This is a genomic window from Streptomyces sp. NPDC020780 (assembly GCF_044334475.1).
Classification (GTDB): Bacteria; Actinomycetota; Actinomycetes; order Streptomycetales; family Streptomycetaceae; genus Streptomyces.
In genome coordinates this window covers 40176-57901 of record NZ_JBIRTB010000007.1, presented here as the reverse complement: position 1 = coordinate 57901, position 17726 = coordinate 40176, and the positions used below count along the sequence as shown (strand labels likewise).

Sequence of the window (17726 nt, the reverse complement as noted above, 5' to 3'; positions counted from 1 at the left end):
GACCTTGCTCCACCCCCATGGCGTTCGGTCAAACAACGCCGCTTTTCAGACATCCATACCCACGTTTCAGCGAGGGCGTTCTTCTTCTACGGCATTCATGGGGGCGTTCCTCCCCCTTGTCCCATGTGCACCACCCGCCTCCTCCCGGAGCGACTCCAGGAGCCGCATTCCGCCGAGAGTCGGCTCGGCGGCCGATTCCAGCATGTCGAGGGCCTGCGGAACGCCGTCCAGAAATGCGGGATCGACGAAAGCGAGCCCCACTCGCTCATACGTATCGGCCAGCAGTCCGGAAAACGGAACCGTGGCATTCCGGTCCCACGGTGGCCGGTACGTCCAGGCTCCGTCCAGCGCGTACAGGTCCGTGACGTCCAGGAGCGCCCGCAGCCGGCTGCGCCGCAACCCGCCCAGCAGCCCGAGCGCCAGTTCCCGCGGGTCTCCGGCCGTCATGAGTCCCACCGTCCCGTAGCCGTGCGGCCGCTTGGCGTTCCGTCCGGGCACGAGGGGGGTGATCGTGGTGAGGCCCCCGGCGGCGTCGGCCGCGTCTGCGGGCGCGGCGTCACGCAGCAGCTTCCACGCTTCGGTGACGGCCGCGCTCCACCGGCCGGCCTCCGCCCGCCCCAGCCGGGGCGCGGCGGGAGCGGTGAAACAGTCGCGGTAGGGGTCCAGGTCGTCGAGCGCCAGGCGCGGGCCCTCGCTGCCGCCCGGATCGATGTGCCGCACCGGCAGCCACCGCGGGCTGTGTGCTCCCGGCGACACCCTCGTCTCGGTTCCGTCGCCCGCGCGGACCACGAAGCCGTCACCGGCGGCGCGAACCCGCACCGAACCGGCCTCCCCCGGCCCTCCGACCCACAACTCGCCGAGCGTGGGCAGGAAGAGACCGCCCTCGCGGTAGCCCACCTCCACGGTGAGGTCCAGTCCGGCCCGCACCGCGGCGGCGGCGACGTACGAGGGCAGCCGTAGCGCACCGTCGACCGCGTCGTCCCGGTCGGCGTCCAGTCCCTCCAGCACGTCCAGCAGCCAGGTGCGCGTGTACGGATGGGCCAGTACCCGGTCGAGGCCTTCGGCACCCTCGTCCGTCGCCTCCACCGCCCCGGCGAGCTCCCAGGCCTCGTCCCACCGGGCGCCGCCCCTGCCGCCCAGTGCCTCGTGGAGGCGGGCCAGGAGCGTGCGGGTCAGGTCGTGCTGCGCGGCGGTCAGTTCTCGCCGGTCCGTCAGCGCGGGCGCCACGGACGACGCCGTGCGGGCGCTGATTCCCCGCACCAGCGCTTCCAGATCGGCGCAGTAGACGGAGGGGTTGTCGAACTCACGGGCCGAGCTGTACCGGTGCGCGTAGAGCCCGCCACCGCACGAGCGTACGACGGGGCACCGGCGGCACGTCTCGCTGACGCCCGCCAGACCGAGCTGGCGCGCCCGGACCCCCGGGTGGGCGGCGACCTCGTCGAAGGAGTGCGAGAACACGTCGAATCCGGTGGCCGCCGCGCCCTCGTAGGCGGTCTTGAGGGAGTCGACCTGCTCCAGCTGACCGTCCGTCTCGACCACCACCAGATCCGTGGGGGCGAGGCCGAGGGATTCCGTCAGACCGGGTCCGCCGCGCAGCGTGGAGAGGACCGAGGAGAACAGCCGCACAGGCACCGTGGCGCCCTGCTCCTGCCAGCGGTCGAAGACCGCGAGGAGCCAGTCGGCGTAGGCCGTGGGCGACCCGTCCGGGCGGGGCGGGGGCTCGTCCCAGGTGGCGTGCGGCAGAAGGAAGTCGACGGCCGGGGGGTCGAGTTCGGTGAGGGCGTCCACGACCGCGCGAGGGTCGTTCTCGATGTCGATGGTGCACAGGAGCCCGAGGTTGAGATGGCGGTAGCGCTCCTGCCGCAGCAGGTCGACGGCCTTCAGGACGAGGGGATGACTGCTGCGTCCGTCGGCGAAGCGCCGGTGCCGGTCGTTGGCCGCACGGTCGCCGTCGAGGGAGATGCCCACCTTCACGCCGAACTCGTCGAAGAGGTCCAGGTAGCGGGGACTGAGCTGGAGGCCGTTGGTGTGGATCCGCAGATCCAGATCGGCGATGTCCGACAGGGCCTTGCGGAACTCTTCGCAGACCCGGCGCAGACGGGCGGGGCCGGCGAGCAGGGGCTCCCCTCCGTGCAGGATCACTGACACGGAGGGCAGTGCGTGCGTCTCGGCGTGCTCGGCGAGGCGCTGTGCCGTCCGGGCGATGACGTGATCGGAAACAGCTCGGGGCCGGGTTCTCCAGCTCTGATCTGCGTGTTCGTAGACATAGCAGTGATCGCATGCGAGATCGCACCTGCTATGGACCTTCAGAACGATTTCGCGGAATGGGACCGCGGGTCCTGTCATTCCGCCATTCTAAGGGTTGTCCCGGGATTCCCGGTGGATCAGCGAGCGGCGTCAGATGCGGTGCATAGCAAGGCGGAGGAGCGTCCGCATACTGGATGTATGGGGACGTTCCGACAACGCGGCGAGGTGCCGTAGCTGTCGTCGCGCGCCCGCCGGGAATTGCGGGACAGCCCTTGGCCAGCGAACGCAGCGGAATGATTACAGCGCGGAGTTGAACGTCGAGGACCGCGTCGGGCGACCGCTTGTCGTCGCGAGCACCCGCCCGAGCTTCTCGGCGGCGGCGCTGCCGGAAACGTCGATCTGGGCGAGCGGGACACGACGCTTCGCAACAGCGAAGTTCTGGGGGGATTCGTAGGTCTTCACGGCCGTCCTTGAGGGGCTCGTTCCGGACACGGAAACTGCACCGGCACCTGCACCATTGCAGTGTCCGGCGGCACGACTTTACTCTCATGGCCCCGGTGCGCAACTCAGCGCGTTCGGCCGTAACCCGGGTGATTTCGAAGACTGCTCCACATGCGCGGCAACCCATTCATTCCGAGTACCGGGTGACCACTACATCGAATACAGGAGTGATCATGACGGCGATTCCCGGACCGTTGCAGAGCATGGTCTTCAGGAGCGCTGATCTGCCCGCACTCTTCCACCACACCGACGCCGTCGCCGTCGCGCGCCAGCGTGAGGCACTGAACACCACCCGGGGCCAGCTCGCCCTGCTCGTCGTCGGCACCGTGCCCGCCGCCCTGCCCTGGCACGTCGAGGTGGCCGGCGGCGTCCAACTCCTTGATTCTATAGCGGTGTTGGCCTACCTGGGTGTCCTGATCGCGACGTTCGTCGCCTCGCGGCGCAAAGCAAAGTCGCATTGGCAACTCAACCGGTCCGCAGCCGAGTTCATCAAGTCCAACTGCTGGCGCTACGCGGTCCACGGATCGCCCTTCGACACCGGCACCCTGCATCCGGAGGCGGTGTTCGCCAACCGGCTCGAGGAAGGCCTCCAGGAGCTGCGGAAGGTCGGCTGGGTGGACCCCCGGGACGCGATGACGGACGCGGGCGAGGGCCTCATCACCACGTCCATGCGGGAGTTACGGGACAGGGCGTTCACCGTACGCAAGGAGACCTACATCCGGGACCGGCTCATCGAGCAGCGGCGCTGGTACCGCAGGCGCAGGCAGGTGTCCCGGCGGGGTGCGGTCGTCTGGGCGGGCACCATCGCCGTGCTGACGCTGCCGGCCCTGGCCCTCGCCGCGCTGCAGACCTTCGGGACGGGGGACTCGTTCGCGCTGACCGGGTCGTTCTCCGCTGCCGCGGCGGCCTGTCTCGCCTGGAACGAGACGCGCCGCCATCATCCGCTGGTGTCCGCACACTCGCTGGTGGAGGAGGACCTGGAGAACATGCAGGCCGCCATGGAGACCACGCTGACCGAACGGCAGTGGGCCGCAGCCGTCTTCGAGACCGAGCGGATCGTCTCGCCCGAGCACACGGACTGGCTGGCCAGACACCGGATGTGAGCCGGAGTCCCCGGCCGGTACCGGCCGGCGCCCGGACCCGGGCCGGCGCCGCTGCCGGACCTCGGGCCGGACGGCGGGCGCCGGTCCCGGACCGGGCCCGGCCCGGCCCGGGCACGGACCCCTCGGTACCCTTCCCCGTACCGTGCCGAGGGCTCCCGCTCCGTCCGGGGCGCGCCGGCGCTCGGCCGGTCAGCTCCGCTCCACGCCGTCGCGCCAGATGACGGTGACGGGCCGGCCGAGGGAGCGGGCGTACGTGACGATGTCGCCGGTGCCGCCGAGACCGCGCGCGGGCCTGCCGTCCCAGACGGCGAGCAGCCGGTCGCAGTGGTCGGCGATGTAGGCGCCCGCAGCGTAGTAGGCCTCGTCCGTGGAGTGCGCGAAGTCGAGCCGGACCTCGCGTACGGCCCTGGCCTTGAGCGTGCGGTAGCGCGCCAGGTCGGCGGCCTCGGCGAAGCATGCCTCGTAGTCGCCGCTGGGGATAACGGCGGTGAGTTCGGCGCCGTGCGCCAGCGCGAGGTCGGCGAAGATCTGGTCGGCCCCCACCGCCAGGCTGGAGAGTGCCTCCAGGGATCCTCCCGCCGCGCGGAGCACCGCCCGGATCCCCTCCAGCACGTGCGGGTGGGCCTCCGGGGGAATGGATCGGTGACCGGTCACTCCGATGCGTTTCACGGACCTGGAACCCCCTGGGTGTCTGCGGGGGCCCGGAGGACAGGCCTCCGGCGGGCACCGCGTCCGCCCCCGTGCTACCTCTGCGACCGACCGTTTCGACATCTTCTCAAAGGCCGCGGGCCGAACGGGAGCCCTCGCCGGGAATCGGCGGGGGCTCACGGGAGTGCGAAGGTGCCCGGCGTCCGTACGCGCCGACGCCGTACGCGCTGAGCGCTTCGGCGGCCTGGCCGGAGCAAGCCCGGGCCCCGGGGATGCGGTCGCCGCCGCCGGGGATGAGGCCGTCCGCCCACGGGCGACGGCCTGCGGCCCGGCGCCCGCGGGTGGTCCCGTCAGTCGTCGATACGGTTCCGCTCCCCTGCGGGGACCGCGGCCGTGAGCGTGTTGCCCGGCGGCGGGAGCGGGCAGATGAAGTGGTCGGCGAAGGCGCAGGGCGGCAGCAGCGTCCGGTTGAAGTCGACGTTCACCCTGCCCTGTGCGTCGGGCGCCCCCGGCCGCAGGAAGCGGAAGCGGTAACTGCTGTCCCCGCTGGTGGCATCGGCGAACACGGCCCAGAGCGATCCGTCGGGCTCCACCGCGGCCTGGAGCGTGTGCTCGACGCCCTCCAGCGTGAAGGCGATCTCGCCGCTGAGGCCCAGCCCACGCTCGCGCCCGTCGGCGTTGCCGACCCGTACCGTCCGCTCGGCGTCGTACGGCCGGAAGACGCCGTCCAGGGACCAGCGCGGCTCGTACGGAGTGGCGTCGATGGTCCTGAAGCGGCGCCGGCCCGGTGACTGCGGGTCGAAGTCCCTCACGGCCCAGAGGCCTTCGCGGCTCAGCACCACCAGCCTCCGCTCGCCCAGTGCCACCCGCGACGCGCCGATCGGCCCGCGGTCGGCGGTGAGCCGTACGTCACCGTCCACGGGCCTCGCGTCCACGGTCAGCCCGTCCTCGGCGGTGGCGGTGAGGACGACCCCGTCGTCGCCCGCGATCCACAGCCCGGGCACGCCCGGAATGCGACCGTCCGGGTGGTCGGAGAGCCAGTGGGTGCCGGTGAGCGAGAGCGGCCCGTGCGGTGCGGCGACCGCCACGATGCGCTCCTCGTGCCAGCGCTGCCACGCCCGGAGGTCTTCGCCGGCCCGGCTGCCCCGGCTGTCGTCCTGTGCGTCCGTGCTCATGCGGTCAACCTTTCCATACGGGTTCCGCCGGTCCGAGGTGCGACCTGAGGACGGATCCCGGAAGCGGCACCCCGCCGGCGCCGGCGTTCCGGGCCGCGGTCAACGGTCCCGGGGCGGACGGTACCCACGTCCGCGTCCCGCCGACGTGGGGCACCGGCCGGGCGGGGACCAGGGCATCGCAGACCTCGCCGCCCGGGACCCGGCGCCCCCGGGGCGGCGGAAGCCGGCTCAGCAGTCGCACCCGCAGTCGCAGCCGTCACCCTCACCGCAGCAACTGCAGCAGTTGCCGCAGCATTCACAGCCGTCACAGCAGTCACCGCAGTCGCACTTGTGGCAGAGGCCTTCGCGCTCCTGGCCGCTCCAGGGGTCGTGGAAGGTGCCGCGGCAGCACATCTGGCAGGTGCAGGCGAGCCCTGTCCACACCAGGCATCCGGTGATCAGGCCGCGCCGGTTGCGCGGGGGCTCGGGCGGCAGCGGCGGGCCGGAGGGTCCGCCCGGCGCCGGGGCGTACGGATTGCCCGGCTGGGGACCGTACGCCGCCGTCGGCTGCCCGTCCGGCCGGTGCGAGCAGGATGTGGATCCGAACGCCCGGTCAACGGAGCGCCGCAGTTCGTGGACCAGCAGGACGTGGGCCAGTGCGGCGTCGGTGAACTCCGCGTCCCGCATCGCGAGGCGCACCCCGTGGAGGGCGTCGTCGCACAGACGCCGGGCCTCGGCGAGCGGGGTGCCGGTCGCGGTGAGGGGGTTCCAGGCGCCCGACGCGGCGTCAGCTTCCCTGTCCTCGACGGCGTCCAGCAGGTGGGCGAGCCGCCCGAAGAGCCGTCCGGCCTCGGCGAGCGGCGCGGCGTTCTGCGGCCTGCCCGCGAGGACGGCGGTGTGCGCGAAGGCGGCGGCGGTCGCCGTCTCGGTGGGTTCGGTGACCGCCAGCAGGGAGGTGCCGGGTCCGGCGAGGGACTCGATGCCGGTCTGCCGGTCGACGGCGTCGACCAGCACCGCTGTGTCGAAGCCCAGTTCGGCACCGGTGCGCGCGCCCGCCCGGTCCCAGCCGGCGGCGACCCGGCGGGCCGCCGCGGCGACCGGGCGGCGCTTCAACAGCCCGTCCCGGTCGGCCACGTGGTCGCGTACCTTCGCCGACGCCAGCACGAGGGACACGGCTGCGGCGAGTCTGGCGCCCTCCCCGCGGGCGACCGGAGCCGTTCGCATGGAGCGCAGCGGGCACGGTCCGGCGGTGCGCCGCTGCCCGGTGGTGCGCTCCGTCTGAGCTTCCGTCAGGACGGAGACGATCAGACCGTCATAGTTCGTGACGATCCGGGCGAACTGCCCATGATCCGCCCGGAGGGCGAGGCAGAGCCCGCAGAGATGGGCCATCCACTCCGTCTTGAGCCCTTCGGACAGCCGATGGGTACAGGGCCTCACTATTCCGAACACGACGATCCCCCGAGCCGCTCACCTGACGCCGCACATGTGCGCGTGCGTGGCGTGCATCGTATCGAGTGACCCGTTCACCCGTACGTCCCCCAGGTCACCCGTACGGACGGGCGCATCATATTTTCCTTCCGCAACCCGCCCATAGCGCTTGAACCCTGACGAATCGCCACATGTTCTGCACCAGTCACGTCACGAATCGCGCGCGCGACGACTATCCCCTTGGCGCAGCATCCGCATCATGGACGACCATAGGGATAGGAAAGAGATGCGGAACACCAACGAACCGCGGTGAGAGGAGGCGTCCATGGGATCGGTGCGCAAGGCGAGTGCCTGGCTGGGCCTCGTGGAGGACAACGACGAGCGGTACTACGACGACGAGTACTCCGAGGAGGCAGAAACCGGTACGAACCAGCCCTGGGTGACCGACCCTCGTGTGCAGGTGGCCTCCGAGAAGGCCGTGGACACGGGCCGCCGGATCGCCACCGTCACCCCGGACAGCTTCCGGGACGCGCGCGGCATCGGCGAGCTCTTCCGGGACGGCGTACCCGTGATCGTCAACCTCACGGCCATGGATCCCACCGACGCCAAGCGCGTCGTGGACTTCGCCGCGGGACTGACCTTCGGCCTGCGCGGTTCGATCGAACGCGTGGCGACCCGGGTGTTCCTGCTGACCCCCGCCCACACCCAGGTGGTGAACGGCGAGCCCGGCGGCCGTCCGGCCGACGGCTTCTTCAACCAGAGCTGACCGGGGGCCCGCCGGACGTCTCCGGGAGCCGTCCCGCCACTGCGGGCGAGCGCTCGGCGACAACCGCGGCCGCTCGCCGTGGCCGCACCGCCCGCACCCACCCGGAGTGCGGACGGCCTCCGCCTCCGGTACGCCCGCCTCCGAGGCCGCGGGCCGGGTCGCCGGGTCGGCCGGACGGCCCTCAGCGGAAGGCGTCCAGGCCGGTGAGCGCCTTACCCAGCACCAGCTGGTGCATCTCCACGGTGCCCTCGTAGGTGAGCACCGACTCCAGGTTCGTCGCGTGCCGCATCACCGGGTACTCCAGCGAGATCCCGTTGGCGCCGAGGATCGTGCGCGAGGTGCGGCAGATCTCGATCGCCTCCCGTACGTTGTTGAGCTTTCCGAAACTGACCTGCTCGGGGCGAAGCCTTCCGGCGTCCATCCGGCGGCCCAGATGATGGGCGAGCAGGATTCCCTTGTGCAGTTCCAGGGCCATGTCGGCCAGCTTGGCCTGGGTCAGCTGGAACCCGCCGATGGGCCTGCCGAACTGCTCGCGGGTCCTCGCGTAGTCGACCGCCGCCTCGAAGCTGGCGCGCGCCGCGCCCATGGCCCCCCAGACGATGCCGTACCGGGCGTGGCCGAGGCAGCTGAGCGGGCCGCGCAGGCCGATGACCCCGGGCAGGACGGCGTCGGCGGGCAGCCGTACGCCGTCCATGACCAGCTCGCTGGTGACCGAGGCGCGCAGCGACCACTTGTGCCTGATCTCCGGAGCCGAGAATCCGGGACTGTCCGTCGGCACCACGAACCCGCGGATGCCTGAGCCGCCACCGGCCTCGTCGGTCTGCGCCCAGACGACGGCGACCCCCGCGACCGAGCCGTTGGTGATCCACATCTTGCGGCCGGTGAGGACCCAGTCGTCGCCCTCGCGCGCGGCGTACGTCCGCATGCCCGCGGGGTCGGACCCGTGGTCCGGCTCGGTGAGCCCGAAGCAGCCGATGGTCTCGCCGGCCGCCATGCCGGGCAGCCAGCGCCGCTTCTGCTCCTCGGACCCGAAGCGGTGGATGGCGTACATGGCGAGGGACCCCTGGACGGAGACCAGGGAGCGGATCCCGGAGTCGGCCGCCTCCAGTTCCAGGCAGGCCAGGCCGTACTGGACGGCGCTCGCGCCCGCGCAGCCGTATCCGCTGAGGGACATGCCGAGCGCGCCGAGCGCGCCCAGTTCGCGGGCCAGCTCGCGGATGCCGGGGAGTTCGCCGTTCTCGTACCACTGCGCGATGTGCGGCAGGACCCGGTCGGCCGCCCAGGCGCGCACGGTGTCGCGGATGGCGAGGTCCTCCGGTGCGAGGAGGTCGTCGATACCGAGGGGGTCGCGGGGATCGAAGGCGGGCAGCTTCGACGGCTTCGCGGTCTCGGGGGTGGACATGTGGGTGCCTCCGGCGGCTCGCGGTAGAAAACTAGCAGCGGTAGTTACAGCCTCGTGCCGACGTTACGGCTCACCGGTGCGGGCGTCCAGAGCCCGTGGCCTCGGCGGGTTCGCGGCGCCCCGGCAGCTGGGGGCCCCGGGTTCGTTCCGGTCCGCCCTGCGCCGGCAGCGGGCGGGATCCGGACCGCGGTCCGGTGACGGCCGGAGCCGGGCGGTGGTCCGCCTGCTCCCGCGCCGGGAGCCCCGCCGCCTCGGGCGCGCGCGTCCGGCAGCCCGCTCCGGCAGGCGGACAGTCCATGACAGGCGGCAGCCTCAGCGCCGCCAGCGCGCCGAGCAGCAGCAGACCGGCGCTGACCAGCAGCGTGACGTGAAGACCGTCGACGAAGGCGTGCCGGGCCGTGTTCCGCACCAGGTCGCCAGCGGGACCGCCCAGCCGTCCCGCCACCTGGTAGGCCTCGCCGAGCGAGTGTGCCGCCGCCGATCCCGCGGCGGCGGGCACCCCCTCCTCGTGCAGGCGGGAGAGACCGGGCGCGTAGGCGGCGTTCATCACGCTGCCGAGCAGGGCGATGCCCAGGCCCGCGCCGAGCTGGTACGACGTCTCGCCTATCGCGGCCGCGCCGCCGGCCCGTTCGGCGGGGACCTCGCTCAGCATCGACTCGTACGCCCCGAAGAGCGTGGACTGCAGGCCGAACCCCAGCAGGACGAAGCCGACGGTGAGCAGCGCGGGCCGGTCGTGCTGGCCCATCAGGGTCAGCAGCAGCACGGACGCGGCCGTGAGCACGAACCCCCAGCCCACCATCCGCCGGGGGCCGACCCGGCTGAGCGTGTACGAACCCGTCGCGCCGGCGGCCATCGCGGCGAAGGTCAGCGGAAGGAGCCGCAGCCCGGTCTCGAGCGGGCTGAGGTCCAGGACGAGCTGGAGGTACTGGACGGCGATGAGCTCCAGCCCGACCAGGGCGAGCATCGCCAGGACGATGCACCCGACGGCGGTGGTGAAGGCAGGCCGGGAGAACATCGCGATGTCGATCAGCGGATGCGTACGGCGCTTCTGCCTGCGCACGAAGAGGGCGAGCAGCAGGGCGCCGGCGACGAGCGGCCCGAGGGAGGCGGGGTCCCCGAGGCCCTCCCCGCCGCCGACGCGCTTGATGCCGAGTACCACCCCGAGGACGGCCGCCGCCGCCATCAGCGCGCCGAGCACGTCCCACGGGCCGTCGCCGTCGCCGCGGGACTCGGGCAGCAGCCGGCGTCCGAGCGGCAGGAGGACGGCCATGAGGGGGACGTTGATCAGGAAGACGGATCCCCACCAGTAGTGCTCGACGAGGAAGCCGCCGATGACCGGTCCGGTGGCGGCGCCCACGGCGGCGACCGCCGTCCAGACGCCGATGGCGAGGGCGCGCTCCCGCCGGTCGGGGAAGACCTGCCGGAGTATCGAGAGGGTCGCCGGCATGATCATGGCGCCGCCGACCCCGAGCAGGGCCCGCGCCGCGATGAGTACGGCAGGGGTGCCGGCCGTGGCGGCGAGTGCGGAGGCGACACCGAACAGGGCGTAGCCGCACAGCAGGACGCGGCGTCTGCCGATCCGGTCACCGAGCGTGCCGAAGAGGATCAGCAGCGCGGCGCAGACCAGCGGGTAGGCGTCCACGATCCACAGCAGGCCGACGGCGCTCGGCCGCAGGTCCTCGGTGACGGCGGGGACGGCGACGTGCAGCACGGTCGCGTCGAGGGCGACGAGCAGCAGGCTGAGGCAGAGGACGACGAGGACGGCCCAGCGGTTGGGGTCGGCGCCGCCGGCTGCCGCGCGCAGCCGGGCCATGACCGTGGACGTCCCAGACATGTACGTACCTCCCACAATGAGTCCCCCGCGCTCGGCAGACCTACCGGAGACCCGTGCTCCGCGTCCCCCAGGCCCGGCATCGATGGGCGAGTGAGCCGTCAGCGTACGCGAGTTCCTCGTGGTCAGACGTGGTCCATCTCATACGCCCGACCGCACCGAAGTGTGGTGTATGCCACTCCGGATCCCGCGTGAGGGGGTCCGCGCGGGGACTCCGGGACGGCGTGGGCGCGGTGGGGCGGCCACGGCGCGGGGGTGCCGGAGCCGTCCCGTCGGCCGTCCGTTTCCACCCCTCCGAATGGCTGGACGAATACGGAGAGAAGTCGGCCGGAGCGCCTCTTCGGGTATCAAACATTTCTGCGATCGGTGACCCTGGCGAATAGGCAGCCGGTCCGGGATGATTTCTCCCGAGCGCGCGGAATGGATGCCGTTCCGAGACAAAGTCCACATCACATCGTCATCACAAAGACGCGGGAACGGCAGGATCGCTCACTCACTCGCTGTAACGTCCAATGTGTGCGTACCGACATCTTTGCCCGTCTGGACCGGGAGCCGGAACCGCCGAAGATAGAGATCCCGCGGATGAGCCGTCACCGCATCGCTCTCTTCGGCGGGACCCTGGCGTTCTATCTCGCCATCGTCGTCGCCGTGCTCGTCTCCTCCTGGCTGGTGGCCCTGGACTGGAAGGTCATGCTGTTCCGGCCCTACCAGCAGTGGCCGGAACTCCACGCCTTCCTCGACTACTACGTCGTGCTGGGCCAGCGTGGCCCCACGGCCGTGATGGTCGCCTCCTGGCTCGGCTGGCGCTCCTGGCGCCAGCACACGCTGCGCCCCCTTCTGACGCTCGGCACCTCGCTGCTGCTGCTCAACGTGACGGTGGGCGCCGTGAAGCTCGGCCTGGGGCGGCTGGGCCCGCACTACGCCACGCAGATCGGCTCCGCGGAACTCTTCGCCGGTGGCGATATATTTCCCTCCGGACACACCGCCAACGCCGTCGTGACCTGGGGAATCCTCGCCTATCTGGCCACCACGCCGCGCGCCCGGCGCTATCTCTCGGCCCTGTCCGCGTTCGTCTCCCTGGGCGTGGGGCTCACCACCGTCTACATCGGCACGCACTGGCTCAGCGACGTCCTGCTGGGCTGGGCCGCCGGTCTGCTGATCCTGCTGGCCCTGCCCTGGTTCGAGCCGCTGATCACCCGTACGGAGATCTGGGTGCTCTCGGTGCGCGAGCAGTGGCGTGAGCGCCGCAGGCACCGGGCGTCCGCGCCGGACGCACCCGCTCCGGTGCTCGGGCCGCGGACTTTGGGGGACCTGGCGGCGGAGGCCGCGGCCGAGGCCTCCCGCGGGCTTCCCCCGGGCTCCTCCCCCGGCCCGAAGGGCCCCGGGACCGGGCGTACGGCGGCGGAGCCGCAGGGACCGGCCGGGCACGCGGGGGCGGTCGGCCGGTCGAGGGCGCACCCCCCGCACGCGGTGCGTTCGGAGAGGACGCCGCTCACCCCGGGAGGCTCGCGCCGCCCGCCGCACGCGGACCGCACCCCCCGGGCCGGTACGGCCCAGACCCGGCCGGTGACGGGCGGTCCGGTCGCCCCCTGACCCGGCCCGGTACGCACGGCTGCCCGCCCCCTGCTGAAGGCCCCGACGGATGTCGGGGCCTTCAGCAGATCCGGGGCCGGCTCAGCCGACCCAGCAGCGGGTAACGGCGTCGGCCTCGACCTCGAAGTTGATCCGTCCGGAGACGAACTCCATGGTGATGACCGTGCCGGGCGGGAGAGCACGGACCGTGCTCCAGCCCCGCGCTCTGGCCTGCCGCTCGGCGGCCGCGGCGTCGAGGCCGACGTACGACTCGGGCCTGTCGGCCGGCTGGGCGGGTGGTGTCGGTACAGGTGCCATACCTCTCACCGTAGAGCGCCTCCGACCGTGGCGGAAGGCGGCGGCGGGGAGGCCGCCGTACATACACATGTACCTACGCGGTCACGCCTGTGTCACAGGTCTCCCACACACGTGTACCGGGAACCCGTTCACCCGAACGCCCGCACCACTTCCGGGAAATAACCATTCATGACCGTCCGCACAAAGCGGCCGGCAGCTACCGGTGTGCATTACCCGGCCCGTGGATACCGGGCGCGTAAGCGTTTTCCCCGCAGCCCCCGCAGAGCGCTTGAACGGTCACGTCATCCGGAATTCACGCGCTCTTGCACGTGCCGTGTATTCACCCGCGCGTCCTGCCGTGGCCCCCGGCCGTCCGGCCGCCGTCCGGGACCGGGGATACCCCGGCCCCCGTGAGCATCACAGCGCTTTCCCCTTGCGGATCACACGCGCGGCCTTGTAACGGAGCGCGTACGTCCCGTCCAGCACGCTGCCCCTGGAGCGGTGCAGCGCCGTGCGCACGGCGCTCCGCGAACGCCCCCGGGCTCCGCGCGCGGCGGCCAGCTCCGTGAAGAGCTTCTCGTGCCGCTCCGCGATCGGAGCCGGGTCGAACCGCGCCGACGAGGCCAGCGCGGCGCGCCCCATCCGGTGCCGCAGCCCGTCGTCGTCGATCAGCGCGAGCAGGGCCGCGGTGAAGGCACCCGTGTCCCCCACCGGCACCAGCCGCCCGTCCGTGCCGTCGTCGATGATCTCGGCGGGACCGTGCGGGCAGTCGGTGGCGACGACCGGCACCCCGCAGCGCATGGCCTCCACGATGGTCATGCCGAAGGACTCGCGCTCGGAGGTGACCGCGGCGATGGAGCCCTTGGGCCACTCCTTCTCCATCGGGTGGACCGACCCCATGAGGAGCACCCGCTCCCGGAGCCCCAGCCCGTCGACCAGCCCGCGCAGCGCCTTCTCCTCGTTGCCGCTGGCGTCACCGGCGCCGTAGATCCGCAGCCCCCATCCGGGGCGGGCCGCCGCGACCTCGGCGAAGGCCCGGATCAGCACGTCGTACCGCTTGACCCGGTGCAGCCTGCCCGCCGCCACGATCCACGGGGCGTCGCCGTCGGCGGGCGCGCCGGAGGGCGCGGGCACACTGTTCGGGATGGCCTCGATCCGTACGCCGGGCAGCCGCAGCCTGCGGCGGTAGTCGCTCGCGTCGGCCTCGGTGACAGTGGTGACCGCGTCGAGCAGTCCGTACCGGTGGCCTATCTCCCGGCGGAGCCGGTAGCCGTGGCTGTCGAGTGTGAGGTGCTCCTGGCCGACGCGCACCGGGCCGGTGCGCGCCTGGCGGCTGATGTGGACGTTGAGGCCCGGGCGCGTACCGACGACGACGTCCGCCTCCAAGGTGCGCAGATGGGCCGCGATACGGGTGTCGGTGAGCCGGCTGTACTGACGGTGCCTGCTGTCCCCGCGCGGGAAGACGGAGGCGGGACGCGCGTGGTCGGGCGCGTCGCCGTCGTACTCCGGGCTCGTCCTGCGCAGGTCGACGAGGTGGCGCATCCGTACGCCTTCGGGCGCGCCCAGTGCGGGCGCGTCCCGGTGCCGGAAGACGGAGACGATCTCCACGTCGTGGTGCTCGGCCAAGGTCCCCGCGAGCGTGAAGGTGGTACGGATCGTTCCCCCGATGCCGTACGCGTTGTGGAGCAGAAAAGAAAGATGCATGGCGACGTCGTTTCCCCTGTTCGACTGGTCCCCACAGACCTTACGCGGCGTCGCCGTGACGCATCGTGTCCACACATGCGTCGCACAGAGTGCCACGGCGAACGTGCGGGCGGGAGGGCGGACAGGCGGGCGGGCCCGTTCGCGGAACCTCTCGCTCCGTATCACTTGCAGGACCTGCCGCCTGCCGACTCGGCCGCCTTCTGCCGCCGATTGACGCGTGACCCCGGCCCCCGGTCCCCCGTTGTCTCTACATGAGCCGGGAACCGCCCGGCCCACGCACCGAGTTCGAGGAGCCACCCGTGCCGCGCATGCTCGACGTCAGCGAGGACGTACGCGCCGAGATCGGCGATGCCGAAGCCGACCGGCTGCTCGTCGGCGACAGTGCCCCAGGCAGCTACGACTGCACGTCCTGCCGCACCCCGGGCGACTCGGACCAGGAGCGCACGAGCACCGTGCTCTTCGTGGGCGAGGAGACCGCCGTGCTCGCCTTCGCCCACGCGACCTGCATCCCCTCGCAGGTCGTCCACGTCGCGGAGGACCAGCTGCAGGGCGCCGTGCGGTCCATCACCGGCAGCGAGCCACAGAACCCGGAGGGCCTCATGCCCGAACAGGCCGTTCTCGGCATCACCAGCGGCCTCGTCCTGATCGAGGACGATCTGCGCCCCGCCCTCGTCGTCGAGCCCACCGGCCCGATCGCCCGGCCCGGCACGGACGGGCGCGACGGCGACCAGTTCCTGCAGCTGCTGCGGGAGCAGGGCTTCCTGCCCGCGCCCGACCTGAACCGGCTGCCGGGCGTGCTCCAGGGCTGGTCGGTCCTCCTGGCCATGGGCCAGCTGCACGCCGTGCTGCAGCCCGTCGCCGGGGGCGGCAGGCCGGTCGCGTGGTGGCAGGCCCACCAGCCGCTGCAGGTGACCGAGGGCTGGCGGGCCGCCGCGAACAAGTCGCAGACCGTGCTCGTCTTCGCCGCCCCGGCGGGTTCCATCGGCCAGCAGCCGCGCGAGGACCTACTCCGCGACGCCCTGGACAAGGCCGCGGTCAACGGTCTCCTGGTCGCCGCGGCGATGCCGCTGGCCGGGACCTGACCGTGTTCGCGCCGCCGTCCGCTCCCCCGCGGACAGCGTTTTCTCCGCCCGGCCCGCATCCGACGGGCGGCGGGGTCGTTGGCACCTACGTGCACTCATACGACCCTTCTCACCAGCAGCCCGCCCCGATTCCGTCGATGCGTCCGTCGCAGGACCCCTCGGGCGGCAAGTCCCCCACCCCGATCTACGACGCCCTGTACTCGGAGTACCGGCGATCGTTCCGGGCGCTCCCGGGGGACCGGACCGGTGAGGAGAATCTCGGCTTCAGAAAGTTCGGCATCGGGATGTTCGGCAGCCGCACCCCGCTGAGCAGCCGTACACCGGCGAACGGACAGGGCAGCCAGAGCGCACACGGCGGCAACCCCGGTTCCTGGCAGCGGGTGGGACGGCACGCGGGACGCACCCGGCCCGCCGCGCTGCCCCCGGGGGCAGCGGACGCCTGACCGCGCGTACGACGGAGCCCCGGACCGCTCGCACCAGGCGAGCGGTCCGGGGCTCCGTCGTCGGCCGTGGCCGCTACTTCTTGCGGCCCCGCTTCTCGCGCACGCGTACGGAGATGTGGAGCGGGGTGCCCTCGAAGCCGAACTCCTCCCGCAGCCGGCGCTCGACGAAGCGGCGGTAGCCGTGCTCGAGGAAGCCGGACGCGAAGAGGACGAACCGCGGCGGCTTGGTGCCCGCCTGGGTGCCGAAGAGGATGCGGGGCTGCTTCCCGCCGCGCACGGGGTGCGGGTGGGAGGCGACGATCTCGCCGAGGAAGGCGTTCAGCCGGCCGGTGGGGATGCGGGTCTCCCAGCCCTCGATCGCGGTCTCGATCGCCGGGACGAGCTTCTCCATGTGCCGGCCGGTGACGGCCGAGACGTTGACGCGCGGGGCCCAGGCGATCTGCGCGAGCTCCGTCTCGATCTCGCGCTCGAGGTAGTAGCGGCGCTCCTCGTCGAGGGTGTCCCACTTGTTGAAGGCCACGACGATCGCCCGTCCCGCCTCCACCGCCATCGTGATGATGCGCTGGTCCTGCACGCTGATGGACTCGCTCGCGTCGATCAGGATGACGGCGACCTCCGCCTTCTCGACGGCGGCGGCGGTACGCAGCGAGGCGTAGTAGTCCGCGCCCTCCTGGAGGTGGACGCGGCGGCGGATACCGGCCGTGTCGATGAACTTCCAGGTGATGCCGCCCAGCTCGATCAGCTCGTCGACCGGGTCACGGGTCGTGCCCGCCAGGGCGTTGACGACGACACGGTCCTCGCCGGCGACCTTGTTCAGCAGGGAGGACTTGCCGACGTTGGGACGGCCGATGAGGGCGATGCGGCGCGGGCCGCCGAGCGCGGTGCCGAAGGTCTGGGCCGGCGCCTCGGGCAGTGCCTCCAGGACGGCGTCGAGCATGTCGCCGGTACCGCGGCCGTGCAGCGAGGAGACCGGGTGCGGCTCTCCGAGGCCCAGCGACCAGAGCGCGGTGGCGTCGGCCTCACCGCTCTGTCCGTCGACCTTGTTGGCGCACAGGACGACGGGCTTGCCGGCCCGGCGCAGCAGCTTGACGACCGCCTCGTCGGTGTCGGTCGCGCCCACGGTCGCGTCGACCACGAAGACGACGGCGTCGGCCGTCTCGATCGCGTACTCGGCCTGGGCGGCGACGGAGGCGTCGAGGCCCAGTACGTCCTGCTCCCAGCCGCCGGTGTCGACGACCTTGAAGCGGCGCCCGGCCCACTCGGCCTCGTAGCTGACGCGGTCACGGGTGACGCCCGGCTTGTCCTGCACGACGGCCTCGCGGCGGCCGATGATCCGGTTCACCAGGGTCGACTTGCCGACGTTCGGACGGCCGACGACGGCGAGGACGGGAAGCGGTCCGTGACCGGCCTCACCGATCGCGCCCTCGACCTCCTCGGGGTCGAACCCCTCCTGCGCGGCGAGCTCCATGAACTCCGCGTACTCGGCATCGCCAAGTGCTCCGTGCTCGTGGTCCGAGCCGTCGGAGTGAATCTGGTCGTTCATGAAGT

15 protein-coding genes are annotated in these 17726 nt (G+C 72.1%); 5 read left to right on the top strand and 10 right to left on the bottom strand.

Features of this window, described 5'->3' with window-relative positions; genetic code table 11:
• Window positions 1–66 precede the first annotated feature (66 nt).
• Both fxsBH and fxsA read right to left on the bottom strand, forming a co-directional pair.
• Entirely contained in the window at window positions 67–2346 is a 2280-nt protein-coding gene (gene fxsBH, locus ACH4VO_RS14910; RefSeq protein ID WP_360986576.1) for a radical SAM/SPASM protein FxsBH, inactivated beta-hydroxylase extension form, read from the bottom strand.
• A gap of 198 nt (window positions 2347–2544) precedes the next feature.
• Complete coding sequence (fxsA, locus tag ACH4VO_RS14905; protein ID WP_360986579.1) at window positions 2545–2709, bottom strand: FxSxx-COOH cyclophane-containing RiPP peptide; 165 nt, start codon at window positions 2707–2709, stop codon at window positions 2545–2547.
• A 212-nt stretch (window positions 2710–2921) separates the two neighbouring features.
• Between fxsA and ACH4VO_RS14900 the strand changes: the two genes are divergently transcribed.
• Window positions 2922–3851: a DUF4231 domain-containing protein gene (locus ACH4VO_RS14900; RefSeq protein ID WP_360986582.1), complete on the top strand. Its 930-nt coding sequence runs from the start codon at window positions 2922–2924 to the stop codon at window positions 3849–3851.
• Between the two features lie 189 nt (window positions 3852–4040).
• Here ACH4VO_RS14900 and ACH4VO_RS14895 read toward each other — a convergent pair whose 3' ends face one another.
• The 3 genes from ACH4VO_RS14895 to ACH4VO_RS14885 all read right to left on the bottom strand — a co-directional run bounded on the left by ACH4VO_RS14895 (window position 4041) and on the right by ACH4VO_RS14885 (window position 7102).
• Window positions 4041–4520: a hypothetical protein gene (locus ACH4VO_RS14895; protein WP_360986585.1), complete on the bottom strand. Its 480-nt coding sequence runs from the start codon at window positions 4518–4520 to the stop codon at window positions 4041–4043.
• 329 nt (window positions 4521–4849) lie between these two features.
• Window positions 4850–5674, bottom strand: coding sequence for a DUF1684 domain-containing protein (locus tag ACH4VO_RS14890; protein WP_360986588.1), 825 nt, complete (start codon window positions 5672–5674; stop codon window positions 4850–4852).
• A gap of 228 nt (window positions 5675–5902) precedes the next feature.
• Window positions 5903–7102: a DUF5685 family protein gene (locus ACH4VO_RS14885; RefSeq protein ID WP_360986591.1), complete on the bottom strand. Its 1200-nt coding sequence runs from the start codon at window positions 7100–7102 to the stop codon at window positions 5903–5905.
• Between the two features lie 304 nt (window positions 7103–7406).
• On the opposite strand from ACH4VO_RS14885, the gene ACH4VO_RS14880 reads away from it, so the two are divergent.
• Window positions 7407–7847, top strand: a complete 441-nt coding sequence (locus ACH4VO_RS14880) for a cell division protein SepF (RefSeq protein ID WP_360986594.1) — start codon at window positions 7407–7409, stop codon at window positions 7845–7847.
• Between the two features lie 181 nt (window positions 7848–8028).
• On the opposite strand, the gene ACH4VO_RS14875 is transcribed toward ACH4VO_RS14880, so the two are convergent.
• Complete coding sequence (locus ACH4VO_RS14875; RefSeq protein ID WP_360986597.1) at window positions 8029–9249, bottom strand: acyl-CoA dehydrogenase family protein; 1221 nt, start codon at window positions 9247–9249, stop codon at window positions 8029–8031.
• Window positions 9250–9319: 70 nt separating this feature from the next.
• Entirely contained in the window at window positions 9320–11083 is a 1764-nt protein-coding gene (locus ACH4VO_RS14870; protein ID WP_360986600.1) for an MFS transporter, read from the bottom strand.
• A 513-nt stretch (window positions 11084–11596) separates the two neighbouring features.
• On the opposite strand from ACH4VO_RS14870, the gene ACH4VO_RS14865 reads away from it, so the two are divergent.
• Entirely contained in the window at window positions 11597–12673 is a 1077-nt protein-coding gene (locus ACH4VO_RS14865; RefSeq protein ID WP_360986603.1) for a phosphatase PAP2 family protein, read from the top strand.
• An 81-nt stretch (window positions 12674–12754) separates the two neighbouring features.
• Here the strand turns inward: ACH4VO_RS14865 and ACH4VO_RS14860 are convergent, their stop codons facing one another.
• Window positions 12755–12970 carry an I78 family peptidase inhibitor gene (locus tag ACH4VO_RS14860; RefSeq protein WP_360986606.1) on the bottom strand — a complete coding sequence of 72 codons (216 nt, stop codon included), beginning with the start codon at window positions 12968–12970 and terminating at the stop codon, window positions 12755–12757.
• 396 nt (window positions 12971–13366) lie between these two features.
• The gene (locus tag ACH4VO_RS14855; RefSeq protein WP_360986609.1) at window positions 13367–14653 is read right to left on the bottom strand and encodes a glycosyltransferase family 4 protein; all 1287 of its coding nucleotides are present in this window, start codon (window positions 14651–14653) and stop codon (window positions 13367–13369) included.
• 299 nt (window positions 14654–14952) lie between these two features.
• Here ACH4VO_RS14855 and ACH4VO_RS14850 point away from each other — a divergent pair, with 299 nt between their 5' ends.
• The gene (locus tag ACH4VO_RS14850; protein ID WP_360986612.1) at window positions 14953–15735 is read left to right on the top strand and encodes a hypothetical protein; all 783 of its coding nucleotides are present in this window, start codon (window positions 14953–14955) and stop codon (window positions 15733–15735) included.
• 137 nt (window positions 15736–15872) lie between these two features.
• A complete protein-coding gene (locus ACH4VO_RS14845) occupies window positions 15873–16178 on the top strand; it encodes a hypothetical protein (RefSeq protein ID WP_360986615.1) in 306 nt (101 codons plus the stop codon).
• A 73-nt stretch (window positions 16179–16251) separates the two neighbouring features.
• Here the strand turns inward: ACH4VO_RS14845 and der are convergent, their stop codons facing one another.
• The gene (gene der / locus ACH4VO_RS14840) at window positions 16252–17721 is read right to left on the bottom strand and encodes a ribosome biogenesis GTPase Der (protein ID WP_360986618.1); all 1470 of its coding nucleotides are present in this window, start codon (window positions 17719–17721) and stop codon (window positions 16252–16254) included.
• Window positions 17722–17726: the final 5 nt, after the last annotated feature.